Genomic DNA, 18445 nt, shown 5'->3' with positions numbered 1-18445 from the left:
GCGCCCTCGGACACCCGATCCGGCGACGGACGGCACCGCCCCACGACGACCAGAGCGATCGTCGTGGGCATCGGACCGCCCAGGCCGGACCGGGTGCACGAGGACGTGAGGAAACCCGCCCCCGCGTACCCGGACCACGGACACGATCCGTGCACCCGGACGCGGAGCGAACGCGGGCAACCAGGACACCCAAAACCGTTCGGGATGTCCACAGTGCACAGGAATGGGCCCAAGACTCACTCCTGCTCACTGACTAGGAACGGTTTGTTGCGTGTTGCCGCCCCCTATCCGCCCAGAAAAATTGTTTCACCTGGTGGGAGGGGGTGGGCAACAACTGCCCGGCGTCGAATTCTTGATCGGGACGGCGGCGTGACAGCGCGCCGACCGAGCCGGTCCCGGCAGAGCTGAGACAAAGCCGGGCCGGGCCGAGACAAGGGGGGACAGTCGGATGGTGCGTATCCCTATCCGCATCCGTAGCCGTTCTGCCCGTCCGGGACCGACCGTCCCGCGCCGGGGGCGGCTGCGCAGGGCCATGATTCTGGCCAACGCCGCCTTCGCGGTATCGGTACTCTCCGTGACCCTCGCCATGCCCGCCCAGGCCGACGGAATGATCGTCTACTCCAACAGGGGAGCCGCCAAGGGCTCGTTCGCCACCAACGGCGACGTCCTCTACGTCGGCGGTGGCGGCGAGGCCGAGCACCGTACGGGCGCCGTGCGCTCCCGGATCTCCGAAGGCCCCTGACACGGCGCCGGGGAGACCGGAACCACCTCGGCACCGCCCAGGACTTGACCACCCGGGTGCGAGACCCGGGTCATCAGAGCCGCCGCCCGTCCCGGGGAGGCTTCCGGCCCGACGTAGGGGCCGGGCCGGGACGCCGATCCCGATCGGCGGGCGGCGGTCGGGGGAACCGGGGGAAAGGCAGGGTTCGGAGCCGCTTCCGCGTTCGGCTCCGGACCCTTCCCCCGGCACCGGGGGCCCGGTGAGGTGGGATGTCACCGGGCCCTCCGCCGCGCCGTGGGTAGAGTCGGGCACGACCGGCCCGGCCGCGCCGACGGCATCGAAACGGCGGAACAGCCCTCCGTGACACGGCACATGGGGGAGTGGGGGACGCGCGCGGGAGACGGGGAGGGAACGGGTGGGACGTCCGGAAGCGCCGCTGGACCCGCACGGGGGGCCGGTTCAGCGGTTCGCGACCGAGCTGCGCCGGTTGCGCCGCGAGGCGGGGACACCCACCTACCGGGCGATGGCGGCGAAGGCCGCCTTCTCGGTCCCGACGCTCTCCCGCGCGGCCGGTGGCGAGCAACTGCCGTCCCTCGCGGTGGCGCTGGCCTACGCCGAGGCGTGCGGCGGCGACCGGGAGGAGTGGGAACGCCGCTGGCACGAGGCGGCCGAAGAGGTACGGGGCGACCGGCCGGACGACCCCGCCGGGGACGGCCCGGACTCGCCGTACCAGGGCCTCGCCCGGTTCGAACCCGCCGACCACGAACGGTTCTTCGGCCGTGACCGGCTGATCGACGAGGTCGGCGAACTGGTCGGGACCCGCAGATTCGCGGCCGTCTTCGGCCCGTCGGGCAGCGGCAAGTCGTCCCTGCTGCGGGCGGGCCTGGTCCCGGCCCTGCGCGGGGAGAGCGGACGCTTCGGAGCGATCCGCGTACTGACCCCGGGCGCCCGGCCTCTGCTGACACACGCGGCGGTCCTGAAACCGTGGGCCACGGACGCGGGTGCGGACGGGGGCGCCGGTACGGCCCAGGACCAGGACCAGGGCCCGGGCCCGGCTTCCGGCCCGGCTTCCGGCCCGGGCGGGGACCACGGACCGGCCGGTGCGGGCCGCGCCCGTACGACTCCGGTGCCGGACCCGGCCCGTACGGAATCGGCCCCGGGCCGGGTTCGTACCGCCGCCGGATCGGAGTCGGCGCGTACGGCCCCGAACCGGACCGCCGCCGGATCCGGCGGCACCGCGACCGACAGCGCCGCCGCGCACCCCTCCGACCCCGCGCACCCCTCCGACCCCTCGACTCCGCGCGACACCCTGATCGTCGTGGACCAGTTCGAGGAGGTCTTCACCCTCTGCCAGGACCCCGAGGAGCGCGCGGGCTTCATCCGGCTGCTGCTCGCCGCCCGCGAACCCGCCGCCCGGCTGCGGGTCGTCATCGCCGTCCGGGCCGACTTCTACGGCCGGTGCGCCGCCCACCGCGAACTCGCCGAGGCCCTGTCGGCCGCTTCCCTGCTCGTCGGCCCGATGACCCGGGACGAACTGCGCCGGGCCGTCGTCGGCCCCGCCCAGCGCGCCGGGCTGATCGTGGAACGCGAGGTCACCCGCCGGATCGTGGCCGAGGTCGACGGCGAACCCGGCGGACTGCCCCTGCTCTCCCACGCCCTGCGCGAGACCTGGCGCCGCCGCCGGGGCCGGGTCCTGACGACGGCCGCGTACGAGGCGTCCGGCGGCGCGCACGGGGCGATCGCCCGGTCCGCCGAGGACATCTACGCCGAACTCTCCGGCGAACAGCGGCGGCTGGCCCGGCTGGTGATGCTGCGGCTCGTCACCCCCGGCGACGGCACGCCCGACACCCGGCGGCCCGTACCCCGCGCCGAACTCTCCTTCGGCGACCCGGACACGACGGCGGTCGTGGTGGAACGGCTGGTCCGGGCCCGGCTGCTGACGCTGGACCACGACACCGTGGACCTGGCCCACGAGGCGCTGCTCACCGCCTGGCCCCGGCTCGGGAAATGGATCGACGAGGACCGGGAGCGGCTGCGCGCCCAGCGGCGGCTCACCGAAGCGGCCCGTACCTGGCACGAGTTGGACCGGGAGTCCGCCGCCCTTTACACGGGCACCCGGCTGGCCGGGGCCGAGGAGCACTTCGCGACCGAACCGGCCAGGGGCGGACTCACCCCGCAGGAGTCGGCGTTCCTCGCCGCGTCCACCGCGTTCCGGGTCTCCCGGCTGCGGCGCCGCCGCGCGCTGCTGACCGCCGTCGTCGCCGTGGTCGTCCTGGCGCTGGTCGCCGGGGTCGTCGCCTGGCAGCAAAATGCGCTCGGCGACCGCCGCCACCGGGAGGCCGAGGCGCGGCGGATCGTGGAGATCGCGTACGGCCTGCGGTACTCCGACCCCGAACGGGCCATGCGGCTGGGCGTCGCGGCCTGGCGGCTGGCGGACACCGTCGAGACCCGGGCGGCGCTGCTGGGCGCGGCGACCCAGCGCGAGGAGGACGTCTTCGCCCTGCCGGACGACCTGATGAGCACCCCGCTCCCGGCCGCCGCCCCCGCCGACACCACGGATCCGGTGGCTCCGACCGGTCCGCGTACGGATGTCACGGATACCCCCGGCGGGCCCGTCTTCGACGGACCGCACACCGCCGACGGCCCGCGTACGAGCGACACACCCGGAGCCGAGTCGGCCGTGACCGACCCGCCCGTGACCTCCGGCCCCCGGGACCGCGCGACCGCAGGTCCGCCGGGCGGTCCGTCCGCCGACGGGGGCGCCCTGCCGCTGCTCTCCGCCGACGGCCGGACCCTCGTCCTGCTCCGCGACGACCGGATCCGCAGCTGGGATCTGCGCGAATCCGACCCCGCGACCCGGATCCATCCAGGCCCCGGCGCCTCCCCGTACGAGCCCGCCGCCGTCAGCCCCGACGGCCGCCATCTCGCGGTGGCCGACGCCGACGGCGGCGTACGCGTACGAGAGTTGGCGACCGGCCGGACGAGCCCCCGGCTGCCCGTCGCCGCGTCAGGACGGGGCGACGGGAGCGCGCCGACCGGGCTGGCCCTGTCCCGGGGCGGCCGGGTCCTCGTCGTGGCCCGGGCGGACGGTTCGGCCGAGGTGTGGGACGTACCGGCGCGGCTGCGGCTGCTGACGGCGGAGACCGGCGGCCGGTACGGCGTCGAGGCGGTGGCCCTGAGCGGCGACGGCTCCCGGGCCGCCGTCTGCGCCACCGGCCGCCCCCTCGGGATCTGGGACACCACCACCCGCGAACGGCTGCCCGCGCCCGCGCGCGGCCCGGCGGAGTGCGTGGCGGGCGAGTTCGACCTGGCGCCCGACGGCCGTACGGTCGCGGTCGTCACCGACCGGGGCGTCCGGCGCTGGGACACCGGCACCGGCCGTGAGCTGCCCGGACTGACTGCCGAACGCCCCCGGGCCGTCCGGTTCAGCCCCGACGGCGCGTTCCTGATCGCCGCCACCAGCGGGGAACTCCTGCTCTGGCGGCTGTCGTTCGCCGCCGCCCCAGTCTTCCGCCATACCGTCGACGGGGACGACGTCCACACCTTCGCCCTCGACCAGCGGCCGGGCGGCGCCCCGGGGCTGCTGCGCTACCGGAACGGGGACGAGGACGTCGTCCGCACCCTCCGCCTGGACGGGGTCACCACCGCGCCCTGGGACCCGCGCCCCGCCGTCGCGCAGCGGCTTACCGGCGACGGCAGGCTGCTCGCCCGCAGGACCGGGACCGACGGGACCGGCGGCGGATTCCGGATCGTGGACACGGCCACCGGCCGTACGGTCGGCACCCCGCCCGGCAGCCCCTGCGCCCCGCCCCCGGACCCGGGCCTGGATCCGGTGAAGCCGTCCGGCGCCCCGGCCGCCGAATGTCTGACGCATACGTCGTTCAGCGCCGACGGCCGCCGGTTCGCCCACTGGGACGCCGAACGGCGGCGGATCGCCGTCTGGGACGTGGCCCTGCGCCGCCCGTACGCGTACACCCGCCCCTATCCGCCCGGTACGGGCGTCGGCGCCTTCGTCCTCAGCGGCGACGGCCACCTCCTCTACGCCCCCGCCACCGACCGCGACGGCCACGAGGCGGTGGAGGTCTGGGACGTACGGGAGAAGGGCGCGGGCCGCCGTACCGGCAGACTCCCCGGGCTCGGCGGCGACTCACTCGCCGTCCGGGGCGACGCCGCCGGGCTCATCAGCTCCGGCGGCGCCTACGCCGACCTGCGGACCGGCCGCGCGGTCCGCCGCGCGCTCGACGGGAACGCCGTGGAGACGATGGCACTCAGCCCCGACGGGGAACGGCTGGCCGTCAGCGACGGACTGGGCCGGGTGACGCTCTGGGACGGTCGGCTCCGGACCCGGCTGCTCACCCTCGCCACCGGCGGACCGGGGGCGGACCGTTCGGAGTTCGTCCACCGGGACGGCCGGACCGAGACGATCGTACGGGTCACGTTCTCCCCGGTCACCGCCCTCGCCTTCGCCCCCGACGGCCGCACGCTCGCGGCGGGCGGCGCGGGCGGCGTCAGACTCTGGGACGTCGAGTCCAGCCACCAGCTGGGCTCCCCGCTGCCGACGCCCGGCGACCCGGTGCTCTCCGTCGCCTTCTCCGAGGACGGCCGCACCCTGCACACGACGGGACTCCACACCGGCCCGGCCCGGCATACCCTCGACCCCGCGAAGCTGGCGGCCGATGTGTGCGCCCGGGCGGGGTCCGGGCTCTCCCGGACCGAGTGGAACCGGCACCTCCGGGACATCCCTTACCGGGACACCTGCGGGTAGGGCGGGGGCCGTTGTGGAGCGGCCGGGTCAGAAGACCACCCGGGTGGTCGGCGTCCGACCCGAGATCGCCTGCCGGAGCCGTTCGGTGAGCGTCCCCGTCAGGATCTCCAGATGGTCGGAGCCGTAGGTCTCCGTCCAGGTCTCGGCCTCGATCTCGTACATGACGCCGACGACGACGGTGCCGCTTCTGACCACGGAGTGGACCTCCTTGGCCGCTTCGCCGTCCTGTTCGTAGGCATGGCTCTCGTCCCCCAGGGCGGGCAGCGCCACGGAGGGCGGCTTGCTCTCCTTCATCTCCCGGTAGAACGACCGGGCGGCGGCGAGATCGGGGAAGCCGATGACGTGGAAGGACGCCACGTTGTCCGTCTTCGGTATCAGGTAGCTGACGGTGCCGCAGACCGACATCCGGGTCGCGACCGGCGGGCAGCCGGTCCCCTGGGCCACTTCGGCGGCGGACTCCACGGTCCAGCCGCCCGGGACGGCGTCGAGACCGGGGAGGATCGACGCCACCAGGTCCCGGTCCTTCAGCACCGCGCGGGGGCGGGCGTCGAACGGCCCGTCCGCGCCGCCGGGCCGGGCCGCCGTGCCGCCGCCCCGGCCGTTGCCGTCGGCCGCGTCGTCCCCGTCGAGGGCCTTCGCGCCGCCGTAGACGGCGAGCACCACGAGTCCCAGTACGCAGACGACCATCGTGAGCAGGGCGCCCGCGCCGCCCCGGGTGGTCGCGATCGTCAGCGGGCCGAGGGAGATCTTTCCGGTCGCGTCACCGGGGACGGTTCCGCCGTGGGTTCCGCCGTGGACGGTTCCAGCGGGGGCCGGTGGCGGGCCGGGCGGCGCGGTGGGCGGCGGCGGTGCCGTCAGCAGGCCGGCCAGCTGCCGTCCGAAGTCCGGCTCCGAGTCGATGACGTCCCGCAGCGCCGTGCGCAGCCGGTCCGCCGCCGCCGGGTCCCGGGGTGATCCGCCGAGGCCGGTGAGGGCGGCCCGGCCGGACTCCGACTGCCCGAGCCGCTCCCGTACCAGCCGGACGACGGGCGGTACCGTCCCCGCGCCGGTCGCGGACCCGGTACCAGTACTTGCGCCGGTCTCCGCGTCCGTACCCGTGCCCGTGCTCGCGGCGACGACGATCGGTACCACCGCCGACAGTAAGCCCGCCGTATCCATCCGGCCCCCTCTTGACGAAGGCCAAGTATGGGGAGTGCCCGGCGCGAACTGAAGGCTCCGGACCCCGGCGGTATCACGGTGCCGTACAGACAACCGCCGCCCGCAGTTCCTGCGGTTGGCTGGAGGTGTTGATCGCGTATACGTCCCAGCCACTCGGCGTCAGACCGCCGGTCGAGACGTAGAGGAAGACCCCGTTGACGACCGCGTCGGCGGTCCCGCCACCGCTGGGCACCCGCCCGGCGGGGCAGATCGCGGAGGCCGAGCCGCGCTGCCCCGGCGGCAGGAGGCTGAACGAGGTGCCGATCGAGATGGAGTGCGGCTTGGTCGAGCAGATCGCGGTCGCGGTGATCCGTGAACCGTCGGTGTCGCGGTTGGTCGCGGCGACCCGCCAGCCGTCGGCCGACGGGGAGGAGTACTGGATGTACGCGGCCGGGCCGGACGACCCCGGCAGGGTCCCCAGACTCATCCCGCCGCCGGTGACCGCCTCGTCGGGCAGACAGGACGACGAGAGGACCCCGGCCACACCGGGATCGACGACGAGGGAAGGCCCGTCCCGCTGGACCACCGGATCGGCCGAGCACACGGCGTAGGCGGTGATGGTGTGGGCGTTGACGGGGTCGGTGTTGACGGCCTCGATCTCCCAGCCGTCGTGGGCGGTCGGGCTCCCGCCGCGCGCCGCCGGATGCGTCATCGTCAGCCGCAGGGCGCTCGCGCTCTCCGGGCTCCGGTTGCCGCCGCCGACGATGTGCGGCGCCGTCGCCGGGCACTGGGCGAAGGAGTGGGCGAAGCTCCCGGCCGGGATCGACACGGTCGGCCCCAGCACCTCGACGTGGAGTGCCGCCCGCGCCCCCGGCGGGCCGGTCTCGGCGGCGGTCGGGGCGGCGGGTGCGGCCGTGCCCAGGGTCAGGGTCAGCAGGGTCGCGGTGGCGATCAGCAGGGGAACGCGGGGCACTCTCATGAAGGCTCCTGGGCGGAGTGGCCGGACGCTACGGCGGCCCGGCACCGTGTCTTCGTACGCCCGGCCGCCGTCCGGTGCCCGCGAGGCGTACGAAGCGGGGCGGGGGCGTACGGACCGGGGGCGCACGGGGTGAGGATGACCGGTGCCGGGGGTGCCGTACCGCCGCCTCACCCGAACGCCCCGGCGGCGGGCCCGGCGCGACCCGAACGGCCCGCGTGGCGTTCAGCTACGGGACTCCGGACCCTCCTTTGTCAGGGATTCGACCGCGCGGGCCAGGCTGTGGCGGCCGTGCCCCTGAGCCACCTGGTCCTCGAAGAGCCGCTGGAGCGGGGCGATCAGCTCGGTGCCCAGACCCTGGGACTCGGTCGCCGTGAGGATGTTCCGCAGGCCCGACGCGTTCATCTCCAGGCTCGACGTCTCCGTCTCGTACGCCCCGGCGTCGATCTCCGCCGCGAACTCCGGCAGCGCGGCCTGGACACCCGTCAGCCAGCGGTTGAGATGACCGGTCAGGTCGACGGCCTTGATCCCCTCCGTACGGGCCAGGGCCATCGCCTGGAAGAAGCCGGAGAAGAGCCCGTACATCCCGCTGAGGATCGCCACGTCGTGGACGGAGGCCAGGCCGGGATCGGCGCCCACGAAGGTCCCCGCGCCCAGCGGTTCGAGCGCCGGGCGGAACTTCCCGTACGCCGCCTCGGTACCGCTGTAGAGGACGAACGCGTCGTCGGTGCCGATGGTCCGCGGTACGGCGTACACCGCGCCCACCAGATAGTCGGCGCCGTACTCCTCGACCACGGCGGCCAGTTCACGGGCCGGGCCGGGGGTCGCGGTCGTCAGATTCACCACCGTCCGGCCGGGGAGCGCCGGGGCGGCCGAGACCAGGAGGTCCCGCGCGGAGTCCTGGTCGAGTACGGCCACGACGACCAGTTCGGCCGAGGCGACGGCCTCCGCCGGGGAGTCGGCTCGTACGGCACCCCGGGCGACGAGCGCGTCCGCCTTCGCGGCGGTCCGGTTCCATACGGTCGTCGGATGCCCGGCGGCGAGAAAGGCCCCGGCGAGGGCCTGGCCGAGATTGCCTAGCCCGATGACGGAGACGGACACGGGGGCGGGAGCGGTGCCGGGGGCGGGCACGGTGGCGGGGGCGGCGGGGCGCTGCTGAGCGTCCATGGTTCGGATCCCTTCGAGGAGTTCGGTGTCGGCGTTACCGTCATCGTGTCCGGGGGCGCTGTCGGTTCACTGCCGGTCCGCTGCCGGTATCACGCGGCCCCGGTGTGGCGCGGGTCATGGCGCGGGACGCCGTGCCACTGATGGGGTGTCCCGATGCGCGCCGCCACCACCACGTCACCGGTCATCGCCGCCGTCCTCGCCGGGGCCGTGCTTCTCACCGCCTGCGAATCCGACGTCCGCGCGCGGCAGGGGGACGACTGCCGGACCGAAGCCACGCCGTCGACCGGAACCGGTACCGGTCCCGGGTCCGGGACGGGCACGGGGGGCGAGTCCGGGGCGCGGGTCGTCGCCACGACGGGCCTCGGCCCCGTCCCGGAGGAGTGCCGGGGCCGGGAGCGTACGGTCGAGTTCGAAGTCACCAACGCGAAGCCGGAGCCGTACACGTACACCGTCGTACTCGCCGTCGTCGACATCTCCTCCGGGCGGGAACTCGTCCGGGAGCCGGTGACCGTGGGCTCCGTCCAGGCGGGCGGGACCGTCCGCCGCACCTTCGACGCCGCCGCCGTCCCGGAGGCCGTACCGAACCGGACCCGGGCCGAGATCCGTACGGTCCGGTCCGTCCCCGCCGACGAGGTCGGCTCACCGCCCGGCGGCTGTCCCCCGTCCGGGGTCCGGATCGCCGCCGACCAGGGGAACGCGGCGATGGGCCTGCGGGACGTCGGCGTCACGCTCACCAACTGCGGCACCCGCCCCTACGCCCTGAACGGCCACCCCGGACTCACCCCGCTGGACGAGGACCACCGTCCGCTCGACGGCGTCCGGATCCTGCCGGGCGGCGGTGACATCGCCCTGGTCACCGGCTTCGACGCGGCGCCCGAGCCGCTGACGCTGAAGCCGGGCGAGTCCGCGACGACCGCTCTGATGTGGCGCAACACCCATACCGGTCACGGGGCGGCGGCGAACGCGCCGTACGTCCGGCTGGTCCCGAAGCCGGGCGCGCCCCCGGTGACCCTGATCCCCGAACTGGACCTGGGGACCACGGGCAAGCTCGGGGTCGGCGCGTGGAAACGGCGGCAGGAGAACCGATGACGCTCGATATCGCCCGGATACTGCCCGAGTTGGCGCCGCTGGCCCGCCGGACCACGGCCCTGCGCCCGAAGCGGGGCGCCCCGACACCGTACGACAGCTCCCTCGGCGGCCCGCCGCTGTGGCCCGGGGACACCCCGTGGCCCGTCTGCGACCGGCCGGACCACCACAACTGGGACGACTCCGTACCGCCGGGACCGGTCCCCATGGTCCCGGTGCTCCAGCTCTTCGCCCGGGACGTTCCCGGACTGCCCTTCCCGGACGGTACGGATGTCCTCCAGCTCCTCTGGTGCGCCCTGTTGCACCCCGACGAGCCGTCGGAGTCGGTGCGTCCCGTACTCCACTGGCGTACGGAGTCGGCGATCGCGCCGTCCGGGACCCCCGGGGATGTGCCGCGCCCGGCCGAAGGGGAGTACGATCCGGACTTCCTGCCCGACGCGTGCGTCCTCGCGCCGGTGGAGTGTGTCGACTATCCGCACCGGGATCTGCCGGAGGAGTTGGTTCCGCTGGTACTGCGGGCCGAGGAGGAGTTCGGCTTCTTCCTGTCGGAGTTCGGCGTACTGGAGTCCAAGGTCGGCGGCTACCCCGCGTGGACCCAGCCCCCGGACTGGCCGTACTGCGCCGCCGGACACCGGATGGATCATCTGCTGAGCGTCACGGGCGACGAGGAGCTGCGGATGGACATGGGGGACGCCGGGGGCGTCTATCTCTTCGTCTGTACCGAGTGTCCGGGGATGCCGTACGCGTCGCGGTACGACTGCCACTGAAGAGCGCCGCCGGGTCGCTGGCGTAAAACGCTTGTATGACCGGTGAGTTGACGGTTCGGCGGGCGGGCTCCCGGCGGGTGCGGCAACTACAGTGGAGGGGTGACCGCTTCCCCGGAAGACCTTCAGCGCCGGATCCGCGAAACCGACCGGGAGGCCGCCGTCCAGCGCCTCCAGGAGGCGTACGCCGAAGGGCAGCTCACCCACGAGGAGATGGACCAGCGGCTGGACGGGGTGCTGACGGCGACGACCCGGGGCGATCTCGACGCGGTGCTCGCGGTCCTCCCGCCGGAGGAGCCCGGCACGGTCGCCGAGATCGGCGCGGCGGGCGGCCGGATCCGCCGGACCGGCGCCTGGAATGTACCGAGGACGCTGAAGGTGTCATCGGCGTTCGGCCGGGTGCGGCTTGATCTCTCCCGGGCGGTCATCGATCACCCGGTGATCGACATCGAACTCCAGGTGGGCACCGGGCGGGCCCGGATCACGGTCCCGCGCGACGCGGTCGTGGAACTCGACGGACTCACCACGGGCTGGAAGGACGTCCGCTACAAGCCGCGCGCGACGAAGGGCAAGGGCCCCACGATCCGGATCACGGGCGCGATGGGCATGGGCCGTCTGAAGATCCGCCACGCGCTCCGCTGAGGGGCCCCGGGCGTCCTGACGGGCCCGTCAGCGGCCGGGTCACCTTGAACGGCCGGGTCCTCCGCGCCGGGGTTCAGTTGCCGCAGCCCCCGCAGCCGCTCCCGCAGGAGCCCCCGTCGTTGGCATCGGCCCAGCCGCTGAGGTCGCCGTCGTTCGGGCCGCCGTCCGCCGATTCCGGTTTCCGGCGGGGCGGGGTGGGCGGTACGGGCTTCGACGCCCCCTTGAGAAGTGCGAGGCGATGCGCGACCGGCACACCGGCCAGCGCCTCGTCCGCCCGAGCCCGGCAGTAGCGGTTGAAACCGCGCCAGCGACGGGAGTACTCACCGGGCCAGACCAGGAGGGCGGACCAGAGGAGCAGCGCCCAGATCGGCCAGATGGCCAGTAGCCATGTCGCGGAATCGTCGTTCAGGAAGGGAACGGGCTCATCGGTGACCAGGCCCTGGACGACCATCCCCACGCAGATGACGGCGACCGCGATGGTGATCACACCTTGGCAGGGTTCGGCGAACCAGCGGACCTGAGGCTTCCGTTCCTCGACCAGCTCACGGTAGGCCGCGAAACGCCGCTTCTTGCGAACCTGGTGGAGAGTGGCCCGTCCCGACTCTCGTTGCCTGAGTCCGGTCAGGAGCGCGGCGAGTACCGGATCCGACGGCTCGGGCGCCCCCGGTACGGCGGTGATCCCACCGTCGTCCGCGACGGTGATCGCCCCTTGGCGGACCAGCAGAAGCAGGGCTGTCATGGTGGCGGTGAACTCACCGTCCGCCTGCCGTGACGCCTCGACCGGTCCGATGCCCTCCCTTTTGACGCGCCGGATGACGGCACGGTCCGAGCGCCCTCGGAGCCAGCAGAACGGTCCGAGCGCGACATGGACCGCCGCGTACCCCAGCAGCCACCAGAGCACGAAGTGCCCATCGTCGATTCCCCACCCCATGGCCGCCCCCCGGCAGTCGTCTGGCGGCTATGTGCCCCCCGCGCGGCCCGGCCATGCCCGTGGAACCGGATGTCCCGGCCACGGGTCGGCCTAGGACCGGGTGGCGGTCGCGCAGTCGTCGCCGTCGCCGTTCGCGATCGGCCGGCTGCGGTCGTACGGATCTATTCGCTGCCCCCCGTCGGCGGGCCGGGCGTCAGCCGTGCCGAAGGGCGGTGTGAAGTAGCCGGTGGGTTCCCCGCAGCCGCCGTTGGTCATGTCCAGCGCGTACGAGACGAGGGACATCGTGCCCGGCTCGGTGGTGACCCGGGACGGATCGTCCCAGCTCATCACCAGCACCCGCCGGACGATGGTACGGATGACCTCGGCGTCGGGGTCGCCCTCGGCCGCCGCCGGGGTGACCGGATAGACGAAGGTGACATCGGCCGTCACCTCCACCGCGCCCCGCTTCCCCTCCCGGAAGTCGAGCCGGCCACGGGTCTTCACGGCATCGCCGACCAACTGGGCCTGTCCCGGACGGAAGCGGCTGAACAGGAGTAGCGGATCGGTTTCGGCGGTGGGCTTCGCGGCCGGGGACAGGGCCGTACGAAGGTACTGCTGGACGTCCTTCTGGTGCGGGTTCAGCAACGCGATCGCCCCGGCGGGCCGTTCGCCCCGCAGGACCCGGGAGTCGAGCCCGGAGGCGACCAGGAAGTCCCGGCTCTGCCGCAGGGCGCGGTCCACCCGCGCGGCGTCCATCCAGCCGGTCGCCCGGGCGGCCGGGACGGTGATCCCGGCGGCGCCGTCGGCCCAGCGGGCGGCGGGCGACCCCCGGAACGGGTCGTCGAGGGTGCCCCGGAGCCCGGACGCGGCGCCGGGCGCGCCGGTCGGAGCGCCCGACTCGGCGGCCAGCGGAGTCCGGTCGTCCTGCCCACCGCCCCCGCCGAACAGGTCGGTGACCTGCTGCGGGAAGATCGCCACAGCGAGCAGGGCGAGGGTGACCACGACCCCGATCACGTACCAGACGGTCCGCTTCCCGGCCCGCGGACCCGTCCGGGACCCGTCGCGGAACGCGGACGACCCGGCGGGGGAGTACGTACGCCAGCCCGGCGGGGGCTCCGGATTCTCCCGCAGCCGCCGGGTGACCTCACGGGCCCGGGCGGACGGCTCGACGGGGGCGTCGGCCGCCGTACCCTCCACGGACTCGCGGAGGAACCGGTCCCACTCGTCGTCGGAGACGGACGAACCGTCATGCCCTTCCCGTCCCCCCGCACCGCTCACGCCGCCGCACTCCCCGTTGTCGTCCGAACGCTCAAGATTCGTACGGATGATCCCATGAGGGTCCGACAGTCGCCGTATCGGCGGGAGGCGACCGGACGCCCCGGTGGCCGAATCGACAGGCCACCGCTCCGTACGTACGGACTCACGGCGCCCGTCCTCAGGGCCGGATCGTGAGCCCCTGGGCCGTGCCCTCCACGACTTCCACATAGGCCCGGGCCACATCGGCGGCGGGCGTACCGGCCGAACCGTCCATGCCCAGGCCCTCCAGGGTCTCCCGGATCCACCCAGGGGCGACGACATTGATCCGCAGCCCGCGCGGCAGTTCGGCGGCGGCGTTCCGGACGAAGCCCTCCAGACCGGCGTTGACCAGCGCGCCGAGGGACCCCTGGGCCAGCGGCGAGACGAACGTCCCCCCGGTCAGGGTGACGGACCCGCCGTCCCGCAGCCGCGCCACGGCCCGCCGGGCGAGAGCGGCCTGCCCGAACAACTTGGCCCGCGCGCCCGCCTCGAACTCCTCGTCGGTGACGCTCCCCAACTCCACGAGCGGCCCGCTCGCGGCACAGCACACCACGGCGTCCAGCGCGCCGACCGCGTCGAAGACGCCGTCCAGCGTGCCGGGATCGGCCAGGTCGGCCTTCAACTCCCCACCGCGCGAGGCCGCGACGACCTCGTGCCCGGCGGCGCCCAGGGCGGCGGCCACGGCCGCACCTATCGTTCCCGTCGCTCCGATCACCAGTACCTTCATACGGCGGATCATGTCAGCGCCGCCCCGGTACGCCGTTGAAGTTCCCGATATCCCGCTGTCTCGCTATCCCGCCTTCTCCCCGGCGGAACCCGACCGAAGGAGCCCCACTGTGCCGACGAACGTCGTGATCGCCCAGACCACCGTGGAGGACGAGACCCAGGCGACGGCCCTGGCCCGGGGCGCGGTCGAGTCCCGCCTCGCGGCCTGCGCCCATATCGATCCCCCGCTCCGGGCGGTCTACCGCTGGCTGGGCGAGCTCCAGGACGGACGCGAGTGGCGCGTCTCGTACAAGACGACCCGCGACCGCCTCCCGGCCCTCGCGGCCTGGGTCGCCGCCGAGCATCCGTACGACGTCCCGGAATGGATCGTCCTGCCGGTGGAGTCCGGCTCGGACGCGTATCTGGAGTGGGTCGCGGCGGAGGTTTTGCCGGAAGGGCAGTGACGCGTATCCGCGCCGCCGGAGCGCCTGTCCGCCTCAGCGCGCCGGGTTCGGCACGTTCGACGGCTGCCAATCCCGCCTGAGCAGCCCGTAGATCCAGGAGTCGGACACCACGCCGTTCACGACGCAGTCCTCCCGCAGCGTTCCTTCCCGGACGAAGCCGAGCTTCTCCAGCACCCGGCCGGACGCGGCGTTGCGGGTATCGGCCTCCGCCTGCACCCGGTTGAGGTCGAGCGCGTCGAACGCCCAGGTCAGCACGGCGTGGGCGGCTTCAGTCGCATAGCCGTGGCCCCACGCCGACTTGTCGAGGACGTATCCCAACGACGCGCTGCGGAACTCCGGGTTCCACGAGGTCAGCCCGCACCAGCCGACGAAGGCCCCGTCGGACACCCGGTCGATGGCCACCCGCGCGCCCGACCCTTCATCCTGGATCCTCCCGCACGTGGCGATGAAGCGGCCGGACCGAGCCGGGTCGGTCCACGGCGGGGAGTCCCAGTAGCGCATCACGTCGGTGTCGCTGTGCAGTGCGTACAGGTGGTCGGCGTCGGCGTCGGTGAAGGGGCGCAGCCGCAGGCGCGCGGTGTCGAGTGAGGGAGTGGCCAGAGTCATGTGGACCATCTTGCGTCCGGACGGGGCTGGTGGGACACCGGTTATCCGCCCCCGGCCGGCCCGGCGGTTACGGGTGGGTACGGACGATCCGGGGGACGCCCGGCGCCCCGCGCGGCTACCGTGACCGGAGGGCCCCGAGGGATGGAGCTGCGCCATGCTGGAAGAACCCGAGGAGATCGGCCGCCGCGTCCGGCGGGCCCGGCTGTGGCTGGGGATGCCCCAGGCCGACCTCGCCGCCGCGCTCGGGCGGACTCAGGGCTGGGTGTCCAAGGTCGAACGGGGCCAGATCGAACTGGACCGTGTCGGGCTGCTCAACCAGCTCGCCGCCGAACTCCACGTCCATCCGAACGATCTGATCGGACGGCCGTACAACAACTCGCCCGAGGAGAACCGCTGGCAGATCGCGGCCTCCGCGATCCTGCGGGAGCTGCGCCGCTACGATCTCGCGCCGGTCTTCGACGGCACACCCCGGTCCGCGCGGGAGCTGTGGCGGGAGGCCACGAGACTGCACCGGCTGCGGGACGCCGCGCAGAACGTGGCGATCCTGCGGGTGCTGCCGGATCTGTTCCGGGAGGCGAGGGCGCTGGCGGAGGTCTCCACGGGCCGCGAGCGCGAGGACGCGTACGCGATCTACGCGGTCTGCTGCAAGTTCGCCCATACCGCCGCTCACGCTCTGGGCCATCCCGAGCTGGTCGCCATGGCCTGCGATCGCGCGGCCTGGTCGGCTCGGCTGTCCGGTGACCGCGTACTGCCCGCCGTAGCGGACTGGATGCGGGTCTGGGACATGTGGGCCACCGCTGACTGGGACGACGCGCTCGCCCTCTCGGACCGGGCGCTCGACGGCATCCAGGACGCCTACGAAGGCGGGGAGCCACTGGCGGTACGGGCCTGGGGCTCGGTGCAACTACGCGCCGCCGTCTCGGCGGCCCGCGCCGGGCGGGCGGCCGAGGCCGGGGACCGGATCGAACTCGCCCGGGAGGCCGCCGACCGGCTGGGAACCGTACCCGTGCACGACCGCCATTCGCTCACCTTCTCGGCGGGCAACGTCCGGATCCACGCCATCAACGTCGCCCTGGAGCTGGGACACCACGGCCGGGCCCTGGCCATAGACCGCGACACCGCCCCCGACCTGCTCGCCGCCCTCCCCGGCTCCCGCCGAGGCCACCACCATATGGACCTGGCTCGTGCCTGGCTCTGGGACGGCAACCGCGACAAGGCCCTGGCGCAGTTGGAGACCGCCGAACGGCTCGCGCCCCAGCTCGTACGGAATCATCCCGTCGCCCGCTCGACGCTGCGCAGTCTCGTCTGCGCGGAGCGGATGTCGACCCGCGAGAAGCTGCGGTTGATGTCGAACCGGTTCCATCTCGACGCTTGAGGCGGTATTCCGCCCATTCATATCCGGCTGCCGTCCCGCTCCTAACGTCGGGAACATGACTCGACGAGCCTCTGCCCGGCCTCGGTCTCCCGGCAAGGAGATCAAGGCCGATGGCCTCTTCGCACCACGACTCGGCGACCTCGCCCTGGACATCGGGAAGGGCGGCCGGGTCGGTGTCGTGACCGCGTTACCCGGTGACAGCAGGAAGACGTACGAACTCTGTTCGCCCGACGGTGTCAGCACATGGTCGTCGTCGCGCGACGGGACATCGCTGCATCCCATCCCGCCCGCGACCGCCGAAACCGTGGCCCGGACGGTGGCCGCGCCCTCCTGCCGGATCTGCGGCACACCCGACGACACCCGGCGCGTCGCGTCCGTCCCCACCCCCTCCGGTGGGGACCGCCCCGTCTACGGATGCCCCGTGCACGCGGAGACGCTGCGGCAGGCCGTGGAGACGACGCTCCGCGCGGCGGAGGCGTTGACGCGGGTCATGCGCGGAGGCGCCTCGTGAGCACCCCGCCACCCAGGGTCGAGCAGTGTGTGTTGTGCGGGCGGGACGTGGAGGCCACCGAGGAGAACGAGGTCTTCGACGGGTTCTCCGCCTCCGGGTGCAGGCCGTCGCTGTACGCGCACCGGGACTGTGACGGGCCCGCTCCGGCTGCCGCGCCCCGAAGCGGCGGCGGCGGACGATGAGACCGGTCCCGGTCCGGTTGACCCCACGCCGGGCCGGGGCCCCTAACCCCGAAGGAGTTGACGCGACCGTGCGCCGACTGAGTGCCATGATCGCCCGGTGGCTGCCGGGCACCGGGCGGCATGCCCGGGTCCTGACCGCCGGGCCGCCGCCCGTCAGTCCGTGGGCGCTGTCCCTGCGCGGGCCCACTCAGGACGACGCGCGGGAGTTCTTCGCGCGGCAGGCCGCGAGCCCGGTGCCGACCCGGTTTCTGCATCACAAGCGGCGGACGCTCTACATCGCCGCCCACGGGCTCGACCTGCGGCGGCTGGGGCTGCTGCCCGAGCCGCCGCCCGCGCGGGCCGAGGTCTGCTGTGTCTGCGGGCGTACGACGGCCGTGCCCGTGGAGATACGTGACGTACGCGGCCCGGACGGCCGCCCGCACACCCTCTACGCCTGCCCCCACCACATCGACGCCCGGCTCACCGGACCCGGATCCGACGAGCATCCGTACGGACTGTCGGCCTAGTCCGTGTCTTCACGGCAGCAGCATCACCGCGTGCCGGTCCGCCTCCGGCCGGGGGTACGCCTCGCCGACCGTGCGGTAGCCCCAGGAACGGTAGGCGGCCAGGGCCGGGCCGTTGTCGGTGTGCACATTCAGCATCACCCGCTCGGAGGTGATCCCGTCGAGCAGCGCGTCGTGCAGCCGCCGTCCGGTGCCGCGCCCGCGCCAGGGGGCCCGTACCGCCAGCTCCATCAGGCCGAAGGTGCGCCGCCCGTCCTCGCGGCGGGTCGCGGCGTCGACGGGTTCGGTGAGCCGGTCCCACCAGTCCGTGTCCGGCGGTACGGGATGGCCGTACGCCATGCCCACGGGCTCCCCGGTCCCGGTGCGTGCCAGTGCCGCCCGGAAGCCCGGCCGCCGGGTCTGCTCGCCGAACCGGCGGAACGCGGCCCGGACGTCGTCGTCGGTCTCGTGGTACGGCGGTTCCGCGAACGCCTCGGCGTAGATCAGCCGGAACGCGTCCTCGGCCAGGGCCGCGGCCGGGCCGTCGAGCCGTACGACGGTGATGGTGTGCTCGGTCATTCCGTCCCCTCCCCATTTCCCCCCGTGCGGACATGATCGCCCGCCGTAGGCCCGGCGCTCCAGGGGCGACGACCTAC

General features: G+C 73.9%; 18 protein-coding genes and 1 pseudogene. 11 read left to right on the top strand and 8 right to left on the bottom strand.

The genetic code is table 11. The features are described 5' to 3' along the window. The 3 genes and pseudogenes from AB0G74_RS04150 to AB0G74_RS04140 all read left to right on the top strand — a co-directional run. Window positions 1-257, top strand: a pseudogene (locus AB0G74_RS04150) (IS200/IS605 family accessory protein TnpB-related protein); the annotation flags it as partial. Window positions 258-532: 275 nt separating this feature from the next. After that, the gene (locus AB0G74_RS04145) at window positions 533-742 is read left to right on the top strand and encodes a hypothetical protein (RefSeq protein ID WP_361140411.1); all 210 of its coding nucleotides are present in this window, start codon (window positions 533-535) and stop codon (window positions 740-742) included. 394 nt (window positions 743-1136) lie between these two features. After that, window positions 1137-5486: a DNA-binding protein gene (locus AB0G74_RS04140; protein WP_361140409.1), complete on the top strand. Its 4350-nt coding sequence runs from the start codon at window positions 1137-1139 to the stop codon at window positions 5484-5486. 27 nt (window positions 5487-5513) lie between these two features. Here AB0G74_RS04140 and AB0G74_RS04135 read toward each other — a convergent pair whose 3' ends face one another. The 3 genes from AB0G74_RS04135 to AB0G74_RS04125 form a co-directional block, all read right to left on the bottom strand. Further along, window positions 5514-6644: a hypothetical protein gene (locus tag AB0G74_RS04135; RefSeq protein ID WP_361140406.1), complete on the bottom strand. Its 1131-nt coding sequence runs from the start codon at window positions 6642-6644 to the stop codon at window positions 5514-5516. Window positions 6645-6717: 73 nt separating this feature from the next. Then, complete coding sequence (locus AB0G74_RS04130; protein WP_361140403.1) at window positions 6718-7602, bottom strand: hypothetical protein; 885 nt, start codon at window positions 7600-7602, stop codon at window positions 6718-6720. Window positions 7603-7824: 222 nt separating this feature from the next. After that, window positions 7825-8766 carry an NAD(P)-binding domain-containing protein gene (locus tag AB0G74_RS04125; RefSeq protein ID WP_361140400.1) on the bottom strand — a complete coding sequence of 314 codons (942 nt, stop codon included), beginning with the start codon at window positions 8764-8766 and terminating at the stop codon, window positions 7825-7827. A 153-nt stretch (window positions 8767-8919) separates the two neighbouring features. Between AB0G74_RS04125 and AB0G74_RS04120 the strand changes: the two genes are divergently transcribed. From AB0G74_RS04120 to AB0G74_RS04110, 3 genes are all read left to right on the top strand, one after another. Further along, window positions 8920-9855 carry a DUF4232 domain-containing protein gene (locus tag AB0G74_RS04120; protein ID WP_361140397.1) on the top strand — a complete coding sequence of 312 codons (936 nt, stop codon included), beginning with the start codon at window positions 8920-8922 and terminating at the stop codon, window positions 9853-9855. Continuing rightward, window positions 9852-10619, top strand: a complete 768-nt coding sequence (locus AB0G74_RS04115) for a hypothetical protein (protein WP_361140394.1) — start codon at window positions 9852-9854, stop codon at window positions 10617-10619. Before AB0G74_RS04120 ends, AB0G74_RS04115 begins: the two co-directional genes overlap by 4 nt. Before the next feature lie 99 nt (window positions 10620-10718). Beyond that, window positions 10719-11258 carry a DUF1707 domain-containing protein gene (locus AB0G74_RS04110; protein WP_361140392.1) on the top strand — a complete coding sequence of 180 codons (540 nt, stop codon included), beginning with the start codon at window positions 10719-10721 and terminating at the stop codon, window positions 11256-11258. 73 nt (window positions 11259-11331) lie between these two features. On the opposite strand, the gene AB0G74_RS04105 is transcribed toward AB0G74_RS04110, so the two are convergent. The 3 genes from AB0G74_RS04105 to AB0G74_RS04095 form a co-directional block, all read right to left on the bottom strand. After that, window positions 11332-12189, bottom strand: a complete 858-nt coding sequence (locus AB0G74_RS04105) for a hypothetical protein (protein ID WP_361140389.1) — start codon at window positions 12187-12189, stop codon at window positions 11332-11334. A gap of 90 nt (window positions 12190-12279) precedes the next feature. Next, window positions 12280-13446 (bottom strand): hypothetical protein, encoded by a 1167-nt coding sequence (locus AB0G74_RS04100; protein ID WP_361140387.1) that lies wholly within the window; start codon window positions 13444-13446, stop codon window positions 12280-12282. A 157-nt stretch (window positions 13447-13603) separates the two neighbouring features. Further along, a complete protein-coding gene (locus tag AB0G74_RS04095; protein ID WP_361140384.1) occupies window positions 13604-14191 on the bottom strand; it encodes a short chain dehydrogenase in 588 nt (195 codons plus the stop codon). A 109-nt stretch (window positions 14192-14300) separates the two neighbouring features. Here AB0G74_RS04095 and cutA point away from each other — a divergent pair, with 109 nt between their 5' ends. Further along, complete coding sequence (gene cutA / locus AB0G74_RS04090; RefSeq protein WP_361140381.1) at window positions 14301-14633, top strand: divalent-cation tolerance protein CutA; 333 nt, start codon at window positions 14301-14303, stop codon at window positions 14631-14633. A 33-nt stretch (window positions 14634-14666) separates the two neighbouring features. On the opposite strand, the gene AB0G74_RS04085 is transcribed toward cutA, so the two are convergent. Then, on the bottom strand, window positions 14667-15239 hold the full coding sequence (locus AB0G74_RS04085; protein ID WP_361140378.1) for a GNAT family protein: 573 nt from the start codon (window positions 15237-15239) through the stop codon (window positions 14667-14669). Between the two features lie 154 nt (window positions 15240-15393). On the opposite strand from AB0G74_RS04085, the gene AB0G74_RS04080 reads away from it, so the two are divergent. The 4 genes from AB0G74_RS04080 (at window position 15394) to AB0G74_RS04065 (ending at window position 17813) form a co-directional block, all read left to right on the top strand. After that, on the top strand, window positions 15394-16614 hold the full coding sequence (locus tag AB0G74_RS04080; protein WP_361140375.1) for a helix-turn-helix transcriptional regulator: 1221 nt from the start codon (window positions 15394-15396) through the stop codon (window positions 16612-16614). Between the two features lie 55 nt (window positions 16615-16669). Beyond that, the gene (locus AB0G74_RS04075) at window positions 16670-17125 is read left to right on the top strand and encodes a hypothetical protein (protein ID WP_361140372.1); all 456 of its coding nucleotides are present in this window, start codon (window positions 16670-16672) and stop codon (window positions 17123-17125) included. Beyond that, window positions 17122-17307: a hypothetical protein gene (locus tag AB0G74_RS04070; protein ID WP_361140369.1), complete on the top strand. Its 186-nt coding sequence runs from the start codon at window positions 17122-17124 to the stop codon at window positions 17305-17307. The genes AB0G74_RS04075 and AB0G74_RS04070 overlap by 4 nt, the downstream gene beginning before the upstream one ends. Window positions 17308-17375: 68 nt before the next feature. After that, window positions 17376-17813 (top strand): hypothetical protein, encoded by a 438-nt coding sequence (locus AB0G74_RS04065; RefSeq protein ID WP_361140366.1) that lies wholly within the window; start codon window positions 17376-17378, stop codon window positions 17811-17813. Between the two features lie 9 nt (window positions 17814-17822). Here AB0G74_RS04065 and AB0G74_RS04060 read toward each other — a convergent pair whose 3' ends face one another. After that, complete coding sequence (locus AB0G74_RS04060; RefSeq protein WP_361140363.1) at window positions 17823-18368, bottom strand: GNAT family N-acetyltransferase; 546 nt, start codon at window positions 18366-18368, stop codon at window positions 17823-17825. Window positions 18369-18445: the final 77 nt, after the last annotated feature.

Origin of the sequence: Streptomyces sp. NPDC020875, assembly GCF_040641415.1 — a bacterium.
Taxonomy (GTDB): domain Bacteria; phylum Actinomycetota; class Actinomycetes; order Streptomycetales; family Streptomycetaceae; genus Streptomyces.
This window is presented reverse-complemented; position numbering and strand designations above follow the sequence as displayed.

Bases quoted from the DNA above. Each gene is read 5' to 3' on its own strand.
- AB0G74_RS04120 (WP_361140397.1), top strand. From the start codon at position 8,920: ATGCGCGCCGCCACCACCACGTCACCGGTCATCGCCGCCGTCCTCGCC.
- AB0G74_RS04125 (WP_361140400.1), bottom strand. From the start codon at position 8,766: ATGGACGCTCAGCAGCGCCCCGCCGCCCCCGCCACCGTGCCCGCCCCC.
- AB0G74_RS04105 (WP_361140389.1), bottom strand. From the start codon at position 12,189: ATGGGGTGGGGAATCGACGATGGGCACTTCGTGCTCTGGTGGCTGCTG.
- AB0G74_RS04075 (WP_361140372.1), top strand. From the start codon at position 16,670: ATGACTCGACGAGCCTCTGCCCGGCCTCGGTCTCCCGGCAAGGAGATC.
- AB0G74_RS04080 (WP_361140375.1), top strand. From the start codon at position 15,394: ATGCTGGAAGAACCCGAGGAGATCGGCCGCCGCGTCCGGCGGGCCCGG.
- AB0G74_RS04115 (WP_361140394.1), top strand. From the start codon at position 9,852: ATGACGCTCGATATCGCCCGGATACTGCCCGAGTTGGCGCCGCTGGCC.
- AB0G74_RS04095 (WP_361140384.1), bottom strand. From the start codon at position 14,191: ATGAAGGTACTGGTGATCGGAGCGACGGGAACGATAGGTGCGGCCGTG.
- AB0G74_RS04135 (WP_361140406.1), bottom strand. From the start codon at position 6,644: ATGGATACGGCGGGCTTACTGTCGGCGGTGGTACCGATCGTCGTCGCC.
- AB0G74_RS04130 (WP_361140403.1), bottom strand. From the start codon at position 7,602: ATGAGAGTGCCCCGCGTTCCCCTGCTGATCGCCACCGCGACCCTGCTG.
- AB0G74_RS04085 (WP_361140378.1), bottom strand. From the start codon at position 15,239: ATGACTCTGGCCACTCCCTCACTCGACACCGCGCGCCTGCGGCTGCGC.
- AB0G74_RS04145 (WP_361140411.1), top strand. From the start codon at position 533: ATGATTCTGGCCAACGCCGCCTTCGCGGTATCGGTACTCTCCGTGACC.
- AB0G74_RS04060 (WP_361140363.1), bottom strand. From the start codon at position 18,368: ATGACCGAGCACACCATCACCGTCGTACGGCTCGACGGCCCGGCCGCG.